Origin of the sequence: Nonlabens sp. Asnod2-A12 (genome assembly GCF_045063745.1) — a bacterium.
Taxonomy (GTDB): domain Bacteria; phylum Bacteroidota; class Bacteroidia; order Flavobacteriales; family Flavobacteriaceae; genus Nonlabens; species Nonlabens xylanidelens.
In genome coordinates, this window is record NZ_JBEFOB010000003.1 from 1,251,906 (window position 1) to 1,271,832 (window position 19,927).

At 33.6% G+C, this 19,927-nt stretch carries 23 protein-coding genes; 11 read left to right on the plus strand and 12 right to left on the minus strand.

What is annotated here, in order from left to right:
- Positions 1 to 77 precede the first annotated feature (77 nt).
- Positions 78 to 1,064: a thioredoxin-disulfide reductase gene (gene trxB / locus ACJJVJ_RS05730; protein WP_104515434.1), complete on the minus strand. Its 987-nt coding sequence runs from the start codon at positions 1,062 to 1,064 to the stop codon at positions 78 to 80.
- Between the two features lie 154 nt (positions 1,065 to 1,218).
- Here trxB and ACJJVJ_RS05735 point away from each other — a divergent pair, with 154 nt between their 5' ends.
- The 4 genes from ACJJVJ_RS05735 to ACJJVJ_RS05750 are packed head-to-tail and all read left to right on the plus strand — an operon-like array spanning position 1,219 to position 5,209.
- Positions 1,219 to 1,767, plus strand: a complete 549-nt coding sequence (locus ACJJVJ_RS05735; RefSeq protein ID WP_405369487.1) for a cupin domain-containing protein — start codon at positions 1,219 to 1,221, stop codon at positions 1,765 to 1,767.
- A gap of 58 nt (positions 1,768 to 1,825) precedes the next feature.
- Entirely contained in the window at positions 1,826 to 3,358 is a 1,533-nt protein-coding gene (locus ACJJVJ_RS05740) for a Na+/H+ antiporter NhaC family protein (RefSeq protein WP_405369488.1), read from the plus strand.
- Between the two features lie 54 nt (positions 3,359 to 3,412).
- Positions 3,413 to 4,288, plus strand: coding sequence for an MBL fold metallo-hydrolase (locus tag ACJJVJ_RS05745; protein WP_405369489.1), 876 nt, complete (start codon positions 3,413 to 3,415; stop codon positions 4,286 to 4,288).
- A gap of 9 nt (positions 4,289 to 4,297) precedes the next feature.
- Positions 4,298 to 5,209 carry a patatin family protein gene (locus tag ACJJVJ_RS05750; protein ID WP_405369490.1) on the plus strand — a complete coding sequence of 304 codons (912 nt, stop codon included), beginning with the start codon at positions 4,298 to 4,300 and terminating at the stop codon, positions 5,207 to 5,209.
- A 51-nt stretch (positions 5,210 to 5,260) separates the two neighbouring features.
- Here ACJJVJ_RS05750 and ACJJVJ_RS05755 read toward each other — a convergent pair whose 3' ends face one another.
- Positions 5,261 to 6,151, minus strand: a complete 891-nt coding sequence (locus tag ACJJVJ_RS05755) for a hypothetical protein (RefSeq protein ID WP_405369491.1) — start codon at positions 6,149 to 6,151, stop codon at positions 5,261 to 5,263.
- Positions 6,144 to 6,998, minus strand: coding sequence for a hypothetical protein (locus tag ACJJVJ_RS05760; RefSeq protein WP_405369492.1), 855 nt, complete (start codon positions 6,996 to 6,998; stop codon positions 6,144 to 6,146). Before ACJJVJ_RS05760 ends, ACJJVJ_RS05755 begins: the two co-directional genes overlap by 8 nt.
- Positions 6,999 to 7,231: 233 nt before the next feature.
- Here ACJJVJ_RS05760 and ACJJVJ_RS05765 point away from each other — a divergent pair, with 233 nt between their 5' ends.
- The 3 genes from ACJJVJ_RS05765 to ACJJVJ_RS05775 all read left to right on the plus strand — a co-directional run bounded on the left by ACJJVJ_RS05765 (position 7,232) and on the right by ACJJVJ_RS05775 (position 8,477).
- On the plus strand, positions 7,232 to 7,867 hold the full coding sequence (locus tag ACJJVJ_RS05765; RefSeq protein WP_104515440.1) for a peroxiredoxin: 636 nt from the start codon (positions 7,232 to 7,234) through the stop codon (positions 7,865 to 7,867).
- Positions 7,868 to 7,936: 69 nt separating this feature from the next.
- Positions 7,937 to 8,248 carry a co-chaperone YbbN gene (locus tag ACJJVJ_RS05770; protein WP_394340830.1) on the plus strand — a complete coding sequence of 104 codons (312 nt, stop codon included), beginning with the start codon at positions 7,937 to 7,939 and terminating at the stop codon, positions 8,246 to 8,248.
- Entirely contained in the window at positions 8,229 to 8,477 is a 249-nt protein-coding gene (locus ACJJVJ_RS05775; protein ID WP_104515441.1) for a DUF6952 family protein, read from the plus strand. Before ACJJVJ_RS05770 ends, ACJJVJ_RS05775 begins: the two co-directional genes overlap by 20 nt.
- Positions 8,478 to 8,548: 71 nt before the next feature.
- Here ACJJVJ_RS05775 and ACJJVJ_RS05780 read toward each other — a convergent pair whose 3' ends face one another.
- Positions 8,549 to 9,106 (minus strand): hypothetical protein, encoded by a 558-nt coding sequence (locus tag ACJJVJ_RS05780; RefSeq protein WP_405369493.1) that lies wholly within the window; start codon positions 9,104 to 9,106, stop codon positions 8,549 to 8,551.
- 105 nt (positions 9,107 to 9,211) lie between these two features.
- On the opposite strand from ACJJVJ_RS05780, the gene ACJJVJ_RS05785 reads away from it, so the two are divergent.
- Complete coding sequence (locus tag ACJJVJ_RS05785) at positions 9,212 to 9,922, plus strand: DUF4197 domain-containing protein (RefSeq protein ID WP_104515442.1); 711 nt, start codon at positions 9,212 to 9,214, stop codon at positions 9,920 to 9,922.
- A gap of 275 nt (positions 9,923 to 10,197) precedes the next feature.
- Positions 10,198 to 10,392, plus strand: a complete 195-nt coding sequence (locus tag ACJJVJ_RS05790) for a Lacal_2735 family protein (protein WP_104515443.1) — start codon at positions 10,198 to 10,200, stop codon at positions 10,390 to 10,392.
- A gap of 155 nt (positions 10,393 to 10,547) precedes the next feature.
- Here the strand turns inward: ACJJVJ_RS05790 and ACJJVJ_RS05795 are convergent, their stop codons facing one another.
- The 6 genes from ACJJVJ_RS05795 to ACJJVJ_RS05820 are packed head-to-tail and all read right to left on the minus strand — an operon-like array spanning position 10,548 to position 16,973.
- Positions 10,548 to 11,855 carry a DUF58 domain-containing protein gene (locus ACJJVJ_RS05795; RefSeq protein ID WP_405369494.1) on the minus strand — a complete coding sequence of 436 codons (1,308 nt, stop codon included), beginning with the start codon at positions 11,853 to 11,855 and terminating at the stop codon, positions 10,548 to 10,550.
- A 26-nt stretch (positions 11,856 to 11,881) separates the two neighbouring features.
- The gene (locus ACJJVJ_RS05800) at positions 11,882 to 13,042 is read right to left on the minus strand and encodes an AAA family ATPase (RefSeq protein WP_405369495.1); all 1,161 of its coding nucleotides are present in this window, start codon (positions 13,040 to 13,042) and stop codon (positions 11,882 to 11,884) included.
- 3 nt (positions 13,043 to 13,045) lie between these two features.
- A complete protein-coding gene (locus ACJJVJ_RS05805; RefSeq protein WP_405369496.1) occupies positions 13,046 to 14,335 on the minus strand; it encodes a DUF4350 domain-containing protein in 1,290 nt (429 codons plus the stop codon).
- Positions 14,335 to 15,105 carry a DUF4129 domain-containing protein gene (locus ACJJVJ_RS05810; RefSeq protein ID WP_405369497.1) on the minus strand — a complete coding sequence of 257 codons (771 nt, stop codon included), beginning with the start codon at positions 15,103 to 15,105 and terminating at the stop codon, positions 14,335 to 14,337. Before ACJJVJ_RS05810 ends, ACJJVJ_RS05805 begins: the two co-directional genes overlap by 1 nt.
- Positions 15,095 to 16,024, minus strand: coding sequence for a hypothetical protein (locus ACJJVJ_RS05815; protein ID WP_405369498.1), 930 nt, complete (start codon positions 16,022 to 16,024; stop codon positions 15,095 to 15,097). Before ACJJVJ_RS05815 ends, ACJJVJ_RS05810 begins: the two co-directional genes overlap by 11 nt.
- Positions 16,002 to 16,973, minus strand: coding sequence for a stage II sporulation protein M (locus ACJJVJ_RS05820; protein ID WP_104515448.1), 972 nt, complete (start codon positions 16,971 to 16,973; stop codon positions 16,002 to 16,004). The genes ACJJVJ_RS05815 and ACJJVJ_RS05820 overlap by 23 nt, the downstream gene beginning before the upstream one ends.
- Positions 16,974 to 17,010: 37 nt before the next feature.
- On the opposite strand from ACJJVJ_RS05820, the gene ACJJVJ_RS05825 reads away from it, so the two are divergent.
- A complete protein-coding gene (locus ACJJVJ_RS05825) occupies positions 17,011 to 17,733 on the plus strand; it encodes an RDD family protein (protein WP_104515449.1) in 723 nt (240 codons plus the stop codon).
- Positions 17,730 to 18,356 carry a trimeric intracellular cation channel family protein gene (locus ACJJVJ_RS05830; protein ID WP_104515450.1) on the plus strand — a complete coding sequence of 209 codons (627 nt, stop codon included), beginning with the start codon at positions 17,730 to 17,732 and terminating at the stop codon, positions 18,354 to 18,356. The genes ACJJVJ_RS05825 and ACJJVJ_RS05830 overlap by 4 nt, the downstream gene beginning before the upstream one ends.
- Positions 18,357 to 18,413: 57 nt before the next feature.
- Here ACJJVJ_RS05830 and ACJJVJ_RS05835 read toward each other — a convergent pair whose 3' ends face one another.
- The gene (locus ACJJVJ_RS05835) at positions 18,414 to 19,289 is read right to left on the minus strand and encodes a rhomboid family intramembrane serine protease (RefSeq protein ID WP_405369499.1); all 876 of its coding nucleotides are present in this window, start codon (positions 19,287 to 19,289) and stop codon (positions 18,414 to 18,416) included.
- 2 nt (positions 19,290 to 19,291) lie between these two features.
- The gene (locus tag ACJJVJ_RS05840; protein ID WP_405369500.1) at positions 19,292 to 19,924 is read right to left on the minus strand and encodes a rhomboid family intramembrane serine protease; all 633 of its coding nucleotides are present in this window, start codon (positions 19,922 to 19,924) and stop codon (positions 19,292 to 19,294) included.
- Between the last annotated feature and the right edge of the window lie 3 nt (positions 19,925 to 19,927).

The window sequence follows — 19,927 nt, forward strand, 5'->3', positions numbered from 1 at the left end:
ATTCTTATTAAAATTAAAAATCCCCATTGAAACTAAAGTTTCAATGGGGATTTTTTTTTGCTTTATTGCAAGTCGATTTACTCTACGTAGTAATCACCAGCTTTAACCTCATCTACTACACCTACTTCAGCAAGGTAACGCTCTGCATCTAGTGCAGCCATACATCCTGTACCAGCAGCTGTAATAGCCTGTCTGTATATTTTATCTTGTACATCTCCAGATGCAAATACACCTGGCATGTTAGTCTTTGTAGAACCTGGAATAGTTTTTAAATAACCATCTTCACCCATGTCTAGCTGCCCTTTAAAGATATCAGTATTAGGTTTGTGCCCTATCGCGATAAAAATACCAGTGATAGCTATCTCGTGCTTTTCTTGAGTTTGATTATTTACAATACGCAAACCTTCTACTACCGTATCACCTAGAACTTCATCCACTTCAGAATTATAAAGTACTGTAATATTCTCTAGACTGTTTACTCTATGTTGCATAGCTTTAGATGCACGCATGTGATCTTTACGCACTAGCATCGTTACACTCTTACAAATGTTTGCAAGGTAAGAAGCCTCTTCTGCAGCCGTATCACCAGCACCTACTATCGCAACATCTTGATTTCTATAAAAGAAACCATCACATACTGCACATGCACTTACACCACCACCACGTAATCTTTGCTCACTCTCTAAGCCTAAATATTTTGCCGTTGCACCGGTAGAAATAATTACCGTATTTGCTTCTATTTTAGTTTTACCATCTACAACAGCTGTGTGAATACCACCTTCTTCAGTAGCAAATTTCACCTCTGTAATCATCCCTATACGTACTTGTGTACCAAAACGCTCTGCTTGTTTCTGTAAATCTACCATCATTGACGGTCCATCTATTCCTTCTGGATAACCAGGGAAATTATCAACCTCAGTAGTTGTAGTAAGCTGTCCACCAGGTTCCATACCTGTATAAACTACAGGTTTCATATCTGCACGAGCAGCATATATAGCTGCAGTATATCCTGCAGGTCCTGAACCTATGATCAAACATTTTATTCTTTCTATCTTCTCTGACATAATTGTAAACTTTGAAATACAAATGTAATAGGATGATATCTCAATACCTTGATTTAATGATCACTATTTGTTATCTATTTATTAAAGTTATCCATTATAGCGACTTTTCTTAATCCATAAAATGAATAGAATTTTTAGGTAGTACCTTTGACCTATGCCACAAGTATATTTAAATCCTGTTACCAAAGAAAAAGCTACCATACTCAAAACTAGCGCACAAACTAACGGCGCTTACACGCTTATAGAGGTAGAACTACAACCTGGTGGCGGTAATCCTATTCATTTTCACGAGCAATTTACGGAGGATTTTTATCCAGTAAAAGGTACTTTATGCGTTCATTATTTAGGAAAAGAAATTTTATTAAAACCTAATGAAAATTTTAAAGTCCCTTTATTAGATGCACATCGATTTTACAACCCTACTGATGAAATTATTGTGTTTAGAGCTCGATTAGAACCAGGACAGCCCAATTTTGAAAATTTTATGGCAGTTCTTTTTGGACTAGTCAGCGATGGTAAAACCTTTGGAAAGAACCAGATGCCGTACAATCCTTTTCACGCTATATTATTACTCCACTGGGGTGATACTCAGGTAGATCATTTTCTATTTAGATGGATAAAACCACTGCTGTCTGTTATGGTTACGCTTTCGCGAAAGCTAGGATATGAAAAACATCTTCTCAAAAAATATAAAACGGTTTAAAATACAGTTTGCAACTCGTTTCACAAAATCGTAACATTACAGTTCATCAATTACCCTTATGGAAAGTCAAAATATCAACCAAGAAGACGAAAAAATCATTGAAAACAGAGAGCTAAGTATTTGGGAAGCCTTAATTCCTGTATTTGCTCTAGTTGCGATGCTAGCGATAAATGTATACATTTTTGGTGATGACTCTTTAAGTGGTTCTAACCAATTTGTACTTCTATTAGGAGCAACTGTTGCTGGTATAGTGGGCTATTTTAATAAAGTGACTTATAAATCTATGGTAGAAGAAGTGGCTCAAAACCTTAAATCTACTACAGGTGCTATCTTGATTTTATTAATGGTAGGTGCTCTAGCCGGTACCTGGTTATTAAGCGGTATTATCCCAACGATGATTTATTACGGTCTAGATATCTTAAACCCTTCTATATTTTTAGCTGCTTGTGTTATTATATGTGCTGTTATCTCTGTTGCTACAGGAAGTAGCTGGACCACTAGTGCTACAGTAGGTATTGCGTTAATAGGTATAGCTGGTGCTCTAGATATAAGCGCAGGCATGACTGCTGGTGCTGTTTTAAGTGGTGCTTACTTTGGTGATAAATTAAGCCCATTAAGTGACACGACTAACCTTGCTCCTGCTATGGCTGGTACTGATTTATTTACTCATATTAAATACATGACCATTACTACTGTGCCTACTATTGTAATTACCCTTTTGGTTTTTATAATTATAGGTTTTAGTCTAGACACTACAGGTATAGCAGATGTTTCTCAATATCAAACAGCCATAGACGCTACTTTTAATACCAGCCCTATTCTATTTATTGTACCAGTGGTAGTTATTGCTATGATTGTTAAAAAAGTATCTCCATTAATAGCATTATTGATAGGTACTTTATTAGCTGGTGGGTTTGCTTTAATATTTCAACCAGAATTAGTGCATGCTATATCTGGACTAGAAGAATACAATGCTAGTGCTATGTACAAAGGCGTTATGAATGCCATCACTGTAAAAACAGTTGTTGTACCAGTTACTGATAACCCAGAGATTGCAGAAAAACTCGCTGGACTTTTTGAAGGAAAAGGAATGGAATCTATGCTAGGGACTATATGGTTAATAATCTGTGCGATGGTCTTTGGTGGTATTATGGATGCAATAGGTGCTTTATCTCGTATAAGTCGTGCGTTACTTAACTTATTTGATTCTGTATTTGGGCTTTTTGCAAGTACGGTTGTGAGTTGTCTTGCTATTAATGTAACGGCAAGTGATCAATACCTAGCTCTAGTAGTACCTGGTAAAATGTATGCTAAGGCGTATAAAGAAAAAGGACTGGCTCCAGAAAATTTATCTAGAACGCTAGAAGATTCTGGTACAGTAACTAGCGCATTAATTCCATGGAATACTTGTGGTGCATATCAAAGTACTACACTAGGTGTAGATGTAAAAGATTACTTTATCTATGCGATCTTCAACTGGTTATCTCCTTTTATGACTTTAATTTTTGCTGCTTTTAGAATTAAGATAAAACAACTTGCAGCACCTAAACCCACCATGAGTACGCTAGGTGAAGAGCCATCAGAATTTTAAATGTTGATTCTTTTGTGATCTCTATAGTATAAATTCACTGCCAAATAAACAAAAATGAAAAGATTACTTTTTGCTATAAGCCTATTCACTGTATTAGGTACTAGCGCACAGAATAGATTTGACAAAGTAGAAATTAAAACACATGAAGTAACCGACAATGTGTATATGCTAGAAGGTGCTGGTGGTAACATCTTAATTCAAGTTCTTGAAAAAGAAGTGGTCATGATAGACTCTCAATTTGCACCATTAAGTGACAAATTAATGACTGCCATTAAAAAAATCACAGAAAAACCTATCTCTTTTCTTATCAATACCCACCACCATGGAGACCATACCGGTGGAAATGAAAATTTCAATTCAGATCAAGTAACTGTTATTGCACATGAAAATGTATTGAAGAGATTAGAAGCCAGTGATAAAAACGAAGGCTTTTTACCAGAAAAGACCATTGAAGAAGAATATGAATTAGTGCTAGATGATCACAATAACATGATTATTCACGTACATAACGCACACACAGACGGTGATAGCTTTGTCTATTTATTGAATAACAATGTTGTGCATATGGGTGATGTAATGTTTAACGGTGGTTATCCATTTATCGATCTTAAATCTGGCGGTTCTATTACCGGTTATATAGCTGCACAAAAGCAAGTATTAACAACTATCAATAAAGACACTAAAGTAGTACCTGGTCACGGACCATTAGGTGATTATCAAGATGTAGAAAGATCTATTGCTATGTTAGACGATTTAAGAACACAAATCAGTGAAGCCATAGCTTCTGGAAAATCTCGTGAAGAAGTAGAAAAAGATGCAACCATTACCGAGAAGTATGAAAAGGCAGGTTATGGAAATGGTTTTATCAATTCTGAGAAGATAAGAACTACCATCTACGATAGCTTATTACTAGAAGCAAACAAAGAATAACACCTATTTATGAGGGCATTAGTAATATCTGGTGGTGGTAGTAAAGGTGCCTTCGGTGGTGGCGTGGCTCAATACCTTAAAGAAGAATTAGGCTATGAGTATGATTTATACATAGGTACGTCTACTGGTAGTTTATTGATTTCACATCTTGCTCTCGATAAAATAGAGAAAATTAAAGAGATTTATACCAGTGTTAATCAATCTTCTATATTTAATAGACGCCCTTTTTTAGTCAAGAAAGATAAATTTGGTCAGGATCAAATAAGCATCAATCACTGGAATGTTTTAAAAAATTTCTATCGAGGTTCAAAAACATTTGGTGAGAGTAAAAACCTGAGAAAACTCATAAAGAAAACACTTTCTATAGATGAGTTCAACGAATTAAAACAAAGTGCCAAAGATGTAGTCGTTACGGTATCCAATATTTCTTTAAATGAAACCGAATATAAATCTATTAACGATTTTGACTACGAAGACTTTATAGACTGGATATGGATCTCTTGTAATTACATCCCTTTTATGAGTCTTGTTAGAAAAAACGGCTGCGAGTATGCCGACGGTGGTTTTGGTAGCATGGTGCCTATTAAAGAAGCTATAGATCGTGGTGCTACAGAGGTAGATGTGATCATACTAGAAACTGAAGTGGCTTATTACAACAACTTACCATCTAAGAACGTATTCTCCTTACTCTCCAACCTACACGGTTTTATGATGGACCGCATAGAAAAGCAAAACATAACCATAGGTAAATATGTAGCAAATAAAAATGATGCTATTATCAACTTATACTACACTCCTACAGTACTGACTACCAACTCACTCATCTTTAAAAAACAAAAAATGAAACAATGGTGGGAAAGCGGTTATCAATATGCCGCGAGTAAAAATGTGGAGTTGAATGAAATTAAACCTGAGGAATAACAGGATAAAAAAATCCAACTCTCATCAAATGAGAATTGGATTCACCTAGGATTAATCATTTATAGTAACACCTATTAAAGGTACTGATAACCACTTTCGTGATATTTCTTTTCCAAAAGAAATTCTGTAATCATGAATAGCCCAACGATTATAATCCAGCCAATACTCAGATGAATGGTTTACTTTATAATAATAAATATTTTCATCAGATCTTGTTGCAGCTAATCTTATACCAGACTTTTTTCCTTTTTTAGGAGTCTCATTAATAAAATCAACTCCTTCTAAAATAACAAACATTCCATTTTCAGGAAACTGTAATTTCTCTAAAAACAGTATTTCATATGGCTCCTTTGACTTTTTATCAACCTTTAATAAATAGTCATTGATATTTAAAACTTTTCCTGGATACAAACGATTTTCAAGGGTATCAACACTGTAAATTTTAACACGTACAACCATAGGGTCAAAAACCTTAGCAATTTTAAATTTTACAGAAGTTATATATTTGATTCCATCCAAATTATTTTCTAAATAGATTCCAGATTCCCTTGAATAACCAAAACCCAATGGTTTCCCATTATCTTTCTCATTAATTAAGCCAACATCCGTCGATTTTTTAACCGAAATTAAAACCTCATCTAATGATTCTTTTTTTGCAGTTAAATAAAAGGAATTATTTTTAATTAAATCCAATGCATTTACTGTCAAATTTTGATAACCAATATTAGAAATTTGGATAGAGTCTACTTTTAAATTTTCATAAGTAAATACTCCTTTAGAATCAGTATAAGAACCTTTTATTACTTTTGAATTTTTATAAAAGAGAACTGTAGCATATTCTAAAGGTTCTTTAGAGATAGAATCACAAACACTTTTTAATGATTGCCCAGTTACATTAAAACAGGTGGTTATGAATAGTAAAAAGATTAAAGTTTTATTCATAACTAAAAAGCTGTAATTTTATTCTAGGTATATATTCAGATTTGCTTGTACTAATAAATGGTTTTCGAAATTCATAAAACATAAGAAATGCTGAATTCAAATCTTTATTCTTATTTACTTTATTTTGGGAAATATTCAAAGATCCATTTACACATTGTAATCCATACATGATATATCCTTTTTCTGGAATTTTTATTTCTAATTCTGATAAATCCACATCTAGCCAGCCTCTACCTCTAAAATCAACTACATGACTTGTATTGTCATTGACTAGTTGAGTCATTTTCTCAAAATTAGAATCTAAAGAATGATATATGAGCACTTTAAACTGGGCTTCATAACTTTTTGTGGAGATAAAAAGACCTGCACCTCTAAAATGAAATTTTATTTGATCGACATTCATTCCCGAGCTCAAACTATCAATTTGGAAACTTAGAACACTAATCTGATCGTTACCTAAAGTATGAGGAATAGTCTTCCCCTTAGCTGGTCCGATTTCTTTGTAACGCTTTTTTGAGTTTAAAACGATCTCATCTAACTCTGATTCAGTTTTAAACGGCAATGGTTTTGAAAAATTAAAATCCTTATTTAAAATTTGCTTTTTAAACTTATGATGAACAATAATTGAATCCGCTTTGGAAAATAATTTTACTGGAATACATATTTCACCAGTGTCGTTATCATAAAGGACAATGGTTTTTGACTTATCATAAATTTTAATATAAAAATCCTTAATCATTTCACCTTCCTGAAAAGAAACCATTGAGAATTTATCACAAGCCTCTTGTGCATAACAAACACTTGAAAACATCACAACAAAAAACAATAAAACTGACTTAAACATCATACGCTTTACCTTGAAGAGGGAAGATACTTGATTAGAATAAATTTTTAAGTAATTTATAGAAGTTAAAATAACTTAGGATTACCAGCTATCATATTACCTTATTCAAATCTGTTATTTTAATAGTCAAAATCTATTATTATATTTATTAATGAGATGGAAATTATTCCGCTTTCGCGAAAGCGGACACTACATTTGCACCTTGAAAAAACAGACTAATTTTTAAATATTAAATCATGGCTATAGTAGGCAAACAATTTCCAAATCTAGATGTGGATGCAATGAATGAAATGGGAGATACATTCAAATTAAATGTATTTGAAGAGGCTAAAAATAAAGGTAAGAAAGTACTTTTATTTTGGTACCCAAAGGATTTCACATTTGTATGTCCAACAGAATTACACGCTTTTCAAGAAGCGCTAGGTGAATTTGAAAAAAGAAACACTATCGTAATAGGTGCTTCTTGTGATACTCCAGAGGTGCATTTTGCATGGTTAAACACTCCTAAGGATAATGGTGGTATAGAAGGTGTTACTTATGACATTCTTGCAGATTCTAACCGTAATCTTTCTGGTACTCTAGATATTCTAGATGTAGAGGTAGAATACAACGAAGAGATCGATGATAGCGTTCTTGTAGGTGATAATGTTACTTATAGAGCTACTTACCTTATCGATGAAGAAGGTACTGTATTTCATGAAGGTGTTAACCACATGCCTGTAGGTAGAAATGTAAACGAATTCTTAAGAATGATAGACGCATATACTCACGTACAGAAAAATGGTGAGGTATGTCCTGCAAACTGGGAAGAAGGTAAAGATGCTATGGGTGCAAACCGTAACGCTACTGCTGAGTACCTTTCTAAAAACTAATTAGAAGTCACTTATCAATGGAGAAAGTAGACTTTGATCTACTTTTTCCATTCTTTTAAAAAAATTATTATGCAAACATTAGATCAAGATAATTTACAGGAAATCGTTGCTGGAAATGATACTGTAGTAGTACAATATATGGCGTCATGGTGCGGTAACTGCCGTGTGATGAAACCGAAGTTTAAAAAACTAGCTGGTGAGAATGAAAATACTGTCTTCATTCTAGCTGATGCTGAAAAGTTTCCTGAATCTCGTAAAATGGCTACGGTAGATAACTTACCTACGTTTGCTACTTTTAAAAATGGGACTTTTGTAAACCAGGTACAGACTAATAAATTTGAGAACCTTAAAGACTTAGTAAATGAAGTTACCAGTAATTAGACACCTGCAAAAAAATACTACTCCAGAGGCGCTAGAAGCTACTCTAGAAGTATTAGAAAGTTTTTCTGAACACAGATCTGTTACTGAAGAAGAAATGGATGTGGTAGGAGAATTAATCACAAACATATGTGGTGCTCTTGAAGTACATAACAATGTTGCTCAAGGCATGAGTGGTGTGGAAGCTGCAAATGCTTTTGCACAAAAAGTAATGGGTTCTATAGATAAGTAAAACACTTTCTTAGAAATTAAAAAAGCAGGAATATCTCAGGTAGATGATTCCTGCTTTTTTAGTTTATAGTTTTATTGAAAAGAGGTTTTGGCAGGTCGCGTGTCGCCTAGCCTCATGTAGGTTGCGGTAACTGTACCATCTTTATCACCTATTTGATCTTCTAGCAACATGGTGTTACTGGAATATCCTTGAGCAAGAATTAAATCTGCATTGGCATCATTTCCTAATATAGTTTTCTTACTTACTTTATTAGTAATTAATAGAATGGTAAAAAAAGAACTACCTCTTCTTATAGTAAAATAATTGTCTTTGGGTGTGCCTTTTAAAGTCATCGTATCGATGAGTCTGCCGTATTGATAAAGCTCTGCCGTGATGGTTTTATCTTCTCTGTACTCTATATAGACTTGATTACCTTCTAGTACATCATGTGACTTTTTAGGAAAATGTAGGCAGAGGTCATTCCACAGACTATTTTCCTGATCATCTGGGATTTTATTTTCATATAATCCGGTTAGCATGGTTTTAGTAAGAACTACAGGTTCTGATTCTACTCTATTGGCTAGACTTTGTGTAGTGTAACAACTCGTTAAAAGAAACGAGGCGACTAGCAGCGTTAAAAAATGTTTCATAAGATTGGTTTAGTTCATTTAATTTATCAAATTATATACCATGATCAAACTATTGTTAATTCTTGCAGTCATAGTTTTAATATATCTTTGAACAAAATTAAACTCATGAAAAAAATTGCCTTTATTCTAGTTGCCATGATCACATTAAGTAGCTGTGGTAGCTTACAAGAAATCGTAAATAACTTACCACAAGGTACTGGTAGCGTACTGTCACAAGCTGACATAGGTAACGGACTAAGACAGGCTCTAGATCAAGGTATAGATAAAGAGGTATCAAAATTAATGGGTACTGATGGTTTTTATAAAAATGATCTAGTTAAGATTTTATTACCTGAAGAACTTCAAAAAGTAGATGATGGTCTTAGAAAAATAGGTCTAAGCAGTGTTGCAGACGAAGGTCTTAAATTATTAAACCGCGCTGCCGAAGATGCTACAAAAGAGGCTTTACCTATTTTTGTAAACGCTGTTAAGGACATTACTTTTAATGATGCAAAAGATATTCTTTTAGGTGACCAAAGAGCTGCCACTGCATATCTAGAAGGTAGAACACAAGAAGAACTTTATACTAAGTTCTCTCCAGTTATTCAAAATAGTCTAGGTAAAGTAGGTGCTACAGATTTATGGAGCAATGCTATTACTAAATATAACACGATTCCTTTTACTAATAGTGTTAACCCAGATCTAACAGATTATGTTACTCAAAAAGCACTAGAAGGTGTTTTTAAGGTAATTGCTCAGGAAGAAATACAAATACGTGAGAACGTAAGTTCAAGAAGCACAGACCTATTAGTAAAAGTTTTTGCTTTACAGGATTAATTAATCATTTTTTCACGCAACCTATTTGCGTTTTAAGAGTCTTATAAATGTCCATATGGACATATTTAAGGGGTAAAAGCTATGGATGTTTACATTCATAGCTTTTTGTTTTTAAAGACAACTACGTATCAATGCTCTTTAAAAACCAATCTGTGTTATAAAAAAGCAACTAACTTCTTTAATATTACTTTAACCTAAGTCATCTGAAACTTAACAATTTACTAGAATAAAATAATTGGAGACTCTCTTAATTTTGTACACTAGAAAATTATGAAATGGAAAAAGATATCAAATCTTATGAAAGCAAGATAAAGGAGCTGCGTAGGTTAGAAAAACGATACAGCTGTTTAATGAAGCAAGCTTTTGAGGCTGGTGTAAATGATAGAGCTTATAGTGATAAGTTAAATCAAATAGCCTTGAAGATAAAACAACAAATAATGTTACTGCGCTCTAATTTACAAACGCATTAATAAACTGTACTTTTAAAAAATATAAGAATGCTAAATCTAGTTATAAGATTTAAGCATTTTTTTATGCTCCAACATTTCTTGATCAATGCCAATAATACTTTAGACACATCTAAGAGATAATTAGTCGTTTTTATTAACTTACAGCTTACTAAATTTTATAAAAGTCCACGAGCTTTAATCTCTAGGTATTTATTTATGGTATTTACCGTCAGGTTTTGAGGTTCGGTAAGTATGGTTTGAATACCATATTTATTAAGCTCATTAACGATTAAACGCTTTTCATAGATAAACTTCTCGGCAATGGTTTGTTGATAAATCTCATGTGTGGTGGTAGCAGGCTTTTTAACCAACTCTTTTAATTCTGTATTATCAAAAAATATAACCACTAATAAATGATTCTTTGCGATAGCCTGCAAGTATGGAAGCTGCCTGTGCAACGCATCCATAGTTTCAAAATTAGTATATAAAAGCAATAAACTACGTTGCGTTATCGTACGTTTGATATCTATGTAGAGTCTACCAAAATCACTTTCCTTAAAATCGGTATCTAGATTGTACAGCGTCTCTAGAATTAGATTCATTTGAGAGGCTCTTTTTTGCGCCATTACCTGATTAGATAATTTATCTGAATAACTAAACATACCAGCCTTATCGCCTTTTTTTAAGGCAATATTTGAAATAACTAGCGTAGCATTAATTGCATAATCGACTAATTTTAATTCTTCAAAAGGCATTTTCATGACACGACCTTTATCTATAACAGAATAAACCGGCTGTGACTTTTCATCCTGAAATTGATTGATCATTAACTGGTTGCGTTTTGCACTAGCCTTCCAGTTGATATTGCGCACATCGTCTCCTTGAACATAATCTTTAATTTGTTCAAATTCCATGGTATGCCCTATTCTTCTTATTTTTTTAAGTCCAAAGTCTTTAAGCTTGTTAGTAAATGCCATTAATTCATACTTGCGCAACTGCAAGAATGATGGATAATTAGGCACCATAGCATCTTGATTAAAAGAAAATTTGCGCTGTGCTAGACCTAATGGACTACCTACAAATACCTGTAAACCACCATAATGATACTCACCTCTTTCTGTAGGACGCACGGTATAAGAAAACGTCTTAGACATGCCTGCATCTACCTCATCTATGATTCTAAAATCACGCTCTTGAAATTGAACAGGTAACTCGTCAATAATATTAAGAAATACCTTAGAGTTGTATTGATTTGTTATTAAAATCTCTACAGGATTCTTATCTCCATTAGATAACTTATCTGGTAAAACACGGCTTGCTTTTATAGCATCTTTGGTTCTATATAGTAATAAGATATCTATTAAAAGCAACCCTACTATTACAAATAAACCTATTTTAAGGTAATCTATCAATCGTTCAAAAAAGAACGCAAACACAAATAGCACCACTAGAATACCTAGTGCTATAAAGAAGCGTTTTTGCAAATAGAGGCTTTTAAAAAATTTCTTCACTATCTAGGGATCTCTATGTTTTCTAATATTTGTGCTACAGCTCTATCTGCTGTTAAGCCTTCCATTTCTCTCTCTGGGGTTAATATAATTCTATGACGCATTACCGCAGTAGCGATATACTTAATATCATCTGGCGTTACAAAATCACGTCCCATGATTGCTGCATATGCTTTAGAACCATTCATAATCGCAATAGATGCACGAGGTGATGCTCCTAGATATAAATTAGGGTTATTGCGCGTGTCTAAAATAATCTTTGCGATGTACTTTATAAGGTTATCTTCTATGACGATCTCCTTTACTGTTTTTTGATACTTTTCAATTTCGCTTGCAGACAGTATACCATTTACAGAAGATTCTGCATTTACATTTTTACGTGCGTGATGGTCAGTTAAAATCTGTATTTCTTCTTCTAGATTAGGATAACCTACATTAATCTTAAATAAGAAACGGTCTAATTGTGCTTCTGGCAGTCTATAAGTACCTTCTTGTTCTACAGGGTTTTGTGTTGCAAATACTAGAAACGGTGCGTTGAGCTGGTATTCTTTACCATCTATAGTCACCTGACGCTCTGCCATTGCTTCAAATAATGCCGCTTGTGTTTTTGCAGGTGCTCTGTTAATCTCATCAATTAATATAATGTTAGAAAAAATAGGACCAGGTTTAAATTCAAACTCATTGTTTTTCATAGAAAAAACTGAAGTTCCTAAAATATCTGATGGCATTAAATCTGGCGTAAATTGTATACGCGAGAATTCTACTTGCATGGTTTTTGCAAGCAACTTTGCTGTTACCGTTTTTGCAACACCAGGCACACCTTCTATTAAAGAATGACCGTTTGCAAGAATAGACACGATTAATAAATCGATCATTTCTTCTTGTCCCACGATTACTTTGCGCAATTCTGTTTTGATTTTATAAACCGCCGCACTTAGATGATTTAAGTCCAGTCTGTTTTTAAATTGTAATGACGTTGCTGGATCTTCTATTTGAGGCTCTTGTGGATCTGGAATAGATGGTGGTTGTTCCGCTTTCGCGAAAGCGTTACCATCATTAACTTCTTCACCCTTATGAACATATTGCTCTTGCGCAGGCTGCTGTGGTTGCTGGCTAGGGTTATTATCTTGAGGAATCTGTGAGTGGTTATTAGTATCTTCCATTTCTTAATCTTTAAAAAAGGCGTCTATCCTTTTATTGAGTTGTTTTAATTCATGCTCACTGTGCACTGGTTTACTGCGCAAGTGATTTATGTATTCTATAATTTCTTGAGTCTGGTCCTGTGAAACACCTGCTTTTACTGCTAGTCGTTTTATAAAAACATCATCCAGTTGTTGTGTGTTTACAAAGTATTTAGTTCTTAATTTTTCTAAGAAAAAATTGATTTTCTTGTTAATAATACCAGAAACATCACCACTTTGATAATATAAATTACCTATGGTTTTAGTAAATTCTACTGTACTGTTTGCAAGTGGTTTAACGACTGGTATAGCACGCTGTTCTCTTTTTGCTTTAAATATAAAATATAATAAAATAGTCCCTAGTGTAATATACCACGCCCATTTTAAAGCGCCATTAGTGAGTATAAATCGCATAGGAGATGCTACAACTCTCCTACCAGACTTTCCATAATCATCAAAGTAAACTGGTCCATCATTAAGGTAAGAAAACATCTCAGTAACATACTGCTTTTTACCTTCTTCTAGCATGTAATAATTAGTGAATGCTATAGGATTAAGGTGGTAATAGATAGCACCATCACCTACTTTAAGTTCTATAAAATTAGCCTGCGGTACCTGTCTAGATTTAGATTTTTCAATGGCTTTTTCGATAATAGTTTTAGTAGAATCTGCCTGATCACCAAAGTCTTCTCCCAGGATATTTTTAAGATATCCCTTTACCGGTTCAAAAGGTAAAACCTCTCCTAGAACCGTTGTTCTCGTGGTATCATAACTTGTAAAATGACGGTAACTGCTCCCTTTTTGATAAATATAGCTGCGGTTTTCAAATACGGGATTATTTAAACGCACCCTTACCGTATCCTGCTCATAATAGCTATAAAAACGATTAGAATCTACTTTAAGAGAGTCTCCTAATGCACCGGTAACACTTTCTGTAGAAATAAAAACTTTATTACCACGCTCTGCAAATTCCATTAAATATCTCAGCTCTGTTCTATCAAAACCTAAGTAATTATTGATAAAGATATAATTAGCATTTTCTACGTCTTCATGCTCTTTTAAAAAAGAGACAGGATCTATTTTAATGCTTTCTACATCATCTTCAAATAAATCGTCTAGTTGATCATAAAGTATGTAAGCACCAAAGGGTATTTTATCCCCACTGGTGTAACTCTCTTCCCAACTTAAGGGTTGCGGCGTTATTAATTCTAAGAATAATAAAATAGCTACAACACCGAATATGATATAGAGGTATATTTTTGATTTCTTATCCATTAGGCAGCTCTATTTTTGAGTGATTGGAACTCGGTTACTGCTTGTTTGTAGGTGTCTTCGTCAATAGGAAACTCTCCATACCACACGTGATCATACAGATAAGATACTTTTTTGAAGTTTTCTCTAGTTTCTGGATTTTTAAGTTCGTGTTGGTAATCAGAATTGGTTTTTTGAAAATCCCAATCGATTAACTTTTTTGCACTCAGGCTTTTTAAAAGTGATAGGTATTGATAACGTATCGCGTTTCTATAACTACCTTCTCGCTCGCTATTTTCTATTAGTGTAGCAAAATCTATTTCTTCAATATGAGTATCTGCTATTTCTACATTACTCGATTTCTTTGCTGTTTTACCAAATAATTTTGAAGCGCTCTCATTACCTACTAATCTTACTATCATAAAAATAACCGCAGCACCTATGATAAGATAAAATAGAAAGGTAAGGATTTTTATGGTTAATGGTGATAGTTGAAAACCAAAAACTCTTTGTAATCCATCCATCATCCAACTGAAGAATCTTGCAAATAAGTTCTGACTCGTTGTCGTGGTGCGTTCATAATTAAACTCGCCATCAGAATATTCTTCTTTAAGATCTTTATCGATCTTACGTACCGTTAATTCTCGAGTGTCGTATTTTCTATTTAATGTATCTACTATCTCTACAGGCTGTTCTTCAATATCTTGAATCACATTCTCTAGTATCTGGGCATTTCCTACATAAGAGAAAAGAATCCAAAAGCATATATGTAATAGATAGGTTTTACTCCTCATCTCTAACTCCTAATTTTGCAATACGGTTCTTTAAAAACACATTATACTTCGTCTCATGGAGGTTAAAATATAAATACCCCATGACTAACATGATAAGAAAAAAGGTTAACGAACCAAGAATACTATTTATAGCATAAAAGAAAAACTCTACCGCTTTGATAAAAATATTGCTTTCTAGTTCCACATTATCCTCGGCACTGTTATAACCATAAAAGGCAACTATTAAAACAGGTAACAATTGAAAAAGTGTAGATGCTAAATAAATAAGAATAGAAGTCACAAAAGAAACACCTACCGCTTTCCAGAATTTAGAAAAAAGCATTTCCCAACCTTTACCTAGTGCAGCAACGGCATCCATGTGCTCATCATAAGCAAATGCAAACATGCTCAATCCTACCCAAGTAGCATAAGCAATAAGAATAAGTGGTATTGCTATTATTCCGACAACCGTAATAGCACAAATAACAATAACAATCCATATTGGGATAAAAGCAATTCCACCTATTAAAACAATTAAGAACATACCTCCTAATTTCTTTTTGGCATAATGAAATACCTCTTTATAATTAGGATTTCCTTCTCTATCTCTTTCATAGAGTCTTAAATATACACCAGCTAGAGATGCGTTTAATAAGATAACTATAATATTAATTACTATACCTATACCGCTGGCTATATAACTGGTTTCTAAAGAGCCATCCATAGCCTGGTCCATATAGGTACCATTTGCAAGTGCAACAACACTAGATAGTCCTGAATCTGCGATATAATTAGTAACAAATAGAATAATTATAAAAATAAAATTATAGGTAAGAAACACCTTAAATAAATTTTTATGATCGCCTTTTAAAAAATCAAAATAGGCAGTTATAACACCACCAAAGTCCCTACGTAATCTAGGCTCTATATAATTGTTCATGTCTCTTCTTTACTATTCTAGGATAAATTCCATAATACCATATAATTAATGCAGCACTTCCTAGTACTATAATCCAGTTTAATAGCGCTGGCATAAATGCATACCTGGTAATAAATCCTTCTATAAAACCTGCAAGTATAAATAAAGGTATGGTACTCACCATAACTTTTAAACCTGCTTTGGCACTTTTTATAAAAGAATATTTACGTTGATACGTTCCAGGAAATAAAATACCGTTACCTAATATAATTCCTGCAGCACCACATACTACTATTATAGAAAGCTCTACCGTACCGTGTAACATGATAACACGCCATGCTTCTATGGTGACACCTTCTCTATAAAACATGGTAAAAAATGCTCCTACCATAATACCATTGTTAAATATAATATATAAAGAGCCTATAGAGGTAAGTAAGCCGAAGGCAAAACACATCATACCTACTCTTATATTATTTATGGTAATACCTAGAAACATACCACCTTGTCCACTATCCTGATATATAGCAGTAGGATTACCATTTGCTATATTTTCAAGTGTCATGTTTACATAATAATCACCTAGTATTAATCTAACAAAGCTGTCGTCATACAAAGTGCTTATGGTACCTATAAATATCGCTACAAAAAATGCAAGAATGGCATAAAGAAATTCTTTTTGATATCCCGAGAAAAATAATGGAAAGTCGGTTTTAAAGAATTCTACTATACTATTTTTACTTTCCTTTTTATTGACATAAATTTTTTGATGTGCCTGACTAGCAAGAGAGTTTAAATACTTTAATGTATTAGAATTCTCATAATAAGTCTGTGCATAAGACAGGTCATTAGTAAGATGAATATATAAATCAGATAGGTGATCTGGATTAATTTTCACATTAGCGTCCAGTGCTCTTTCAAAAGCTATCCATTTTTCCTTATTTTGCTTCACAAAAGCAGCTTCACGCATGGGCTATTTTTTTATAAAGATATAAACTTACAACTGTATGTCAAATACTGCAATTAACACAGCACAAAATGTAAACATAGAATATGAATTTGCCGGTGTTGGTAAACGCATGTTAGCCTTCTTATTAGACTTAGTTATATTTGCTATTTATCTGATTACCATGTCTCTTACTATATACAGAGCGGTAGGATTATTTGACGATAATAATACATTAGGAATTCAAGAACTTTCTATGCTTCCTATTTTTTGCTACTCACTATTAATGCATCTTATCTTTAATGGACGTACGGTAGGTAAATTTATTATGGGTATTAAAGTGGTAAGAGAAGACGGATCACCTGCTCGTTTATCAGATTATTTAGTGCGATGGATATTCAGATTAGTAGATATTGTAATCTTTTTTGGTACCGTAGGTGTAGTTTCTATTCTATTTTCAGAAAAAAAACAACGCTTAGGTGATCTAGCTGCAAAAACCATAGTCATTAACACTAAGAAAAGCACAAAAATATCGCATACCATTCTAGAAGATCTAGACCCTAATTATCAGACTCAATTTCAAAATGCTTATCTATTAACAGATGCAGATGTTAATGAGATAAAAGATATTTACCGCCTTGCTGGAGAAAGTCGTGATTATATGACTCTTAGAGAACTGCGTATTAAAGTAGAATCTCTCTTAAACATCAATTCAGATTTAAGAGATGGAGTTTTTATACGCACCGTGCTCAAGGACTATACTTACCTAACTCAAGGACGATGAATTTTATAGAAATTATTGATTTTCTAGGGATTATTGCCTTTGCCATTTCTGGTGCACTCGCAGCTTTTTCTAAAAAACTAGATCCATTTGGGATAGTCATCATAGCCTTTGTCACAGCCGCTGGTGGTGGTACTTTAAGAGATGTTCTTATAGGAGTGCAACCCATCTCGTGGATGCGTAACATGAACTTGATCTACACCATACTAGCTTGTGTGGTCATCACTTTTATCTTCAGGGCCCAACTAGCAAAACTGCGTAAAACTCTCTTTTTATTTGACGCTATCGGTATAGGTCTATATACAGTAGTAGGTCTAGAAATGGGACTGGCCGCTGGTTTACATCCATTAATCTGTATTATTATAGGGTGTATTACTGCTTGTTTTGGTGGTGTGCTCAGAGATATTTTGATTAATGAAATTCCCGTTATTTTCAGGAAGAATATCTATGCTACCGCTTGTATTATAGGTGGTATGGTATACTTTATACTTTTAAAGTTCAACTTACCTAACAATATTGTTTTTACAGCATCTGCAGTGACGGTAATATTAACACGTGTACTTGCCGTGGTCTTTAAAATAAAATTACCATCGCCTTACTCTAAAAATGAAATTATAAATAAGTGATTTCATTATTCCGCTTTCGCGAAAGCGGAACCAACTATCCAACTAAAAAGAAATAAACTAGTCTTTTCCTGCTTTAAACAAGTAATCTTTTTCTGCTTTTGATAAGGACTCATAACCACTCGCCGAAATTTTATCAAGAATAGCATCTACCTTTTTCTGATCTGTAGATTTTACTGTACTAGCTGTTTTTGAAGATGCTGTTTTCCCTTTATAAACTGTTTTCATTTTTGCTTTACGCTCTGACTTAGGTTTCTTAACGCTAGGCTTAAAAAGGTTTGTAAAAAAGTCTCCTATTCTAGCAAAACTCTCAAGAATATCATCTCCTTCTTTCATACGTACAGCAGCAAAATAACCTACTGCAGCACCAGCTAGATGTGCAAGGCTACCGCCTGTATTTATTTGTAACGCAACCATTACTATATTAGTTGCAAGAAAGAAATATGCAAAGTATTTCAACTTAATATTTACAAATATCAATCGATACTCTGACTCTGGAAAATAAGCACATGCAAAGAAAATCAATGCAAAAACACCAGCACTTGCACCTATTAAACCAGGAGATCTAAAAAAAGTAGGAAGTAAACCAGATGCTAGTATAAAAGATAACGCACCAGCTAGAACACCTAAAAAAAATAAGGTTAAAAACTGTCTTCCTTTAAAAATATTTAAAATGTATCTACCAGCTATATAGGTACCCAAAGCGTTACCTATAAAATGCCATAAATCATCATGTATTAAACCATAAGTAATCCAGCTCCACGGCTGCAATAACGCAGGCAAAAAGCCACTTGGTAAAACAAATTGTAAATAAGCAGGTGAATAAGTAAAGTATAAAATCCACCCTATAATAGAGCTCAAAAACAAAACGGTAATCAACTTACCACTTATATCAAAAATGGCATATTTTGCTTTAAACTGATCCCAAACATTCATATTTAATAGATTCTATATTTATCCATATCGTTTTTCTTCCAGTACCATATCATGATAAAACCAAAGATAGCACCACCTATATGAGCTAGATGCGCCACATTAGCAGATGGTGCAATAAAGCCTAATGTAGCAAGTAATTCTTTGATCATATAGAACCCTATCAAATATTTAACTTTTATAGGTATAGGAATTGGGAATAAAATCAACTTTTCATTTGGGTACAACCATAAAAAAGCTGCTAGAATACCATAAATAGCACCACTTGCACCTACAGAAGGCACATTGTAATCTGTCGCCATGAAATGAGTATAATTAAAGGTGAAGTTATAATAATTAACCGCAGCTACTGTAAGGAAAGCACCGATACCACAAGCCAAATAAAAGAAAAGAAAACGGTTAGAATCCATCCATCTTTCAATTGCAGGACCTAAAAAAACAAGTGCGAGCATATTGTACAAGATATGCGTATAGTCATACTGACTGTGCATAAACATATGAGTAAGCGGTTGCCAAATTCTAAAATTAGGGTTTTGAAAAGGCCATAATGCAAAGGTGTTAAATAATGGCCCTGCATTAGGAATAAACATAAACCCAAGGTAAATCACCACATTTAAAATGAGGAGATTCTTAACCATAGG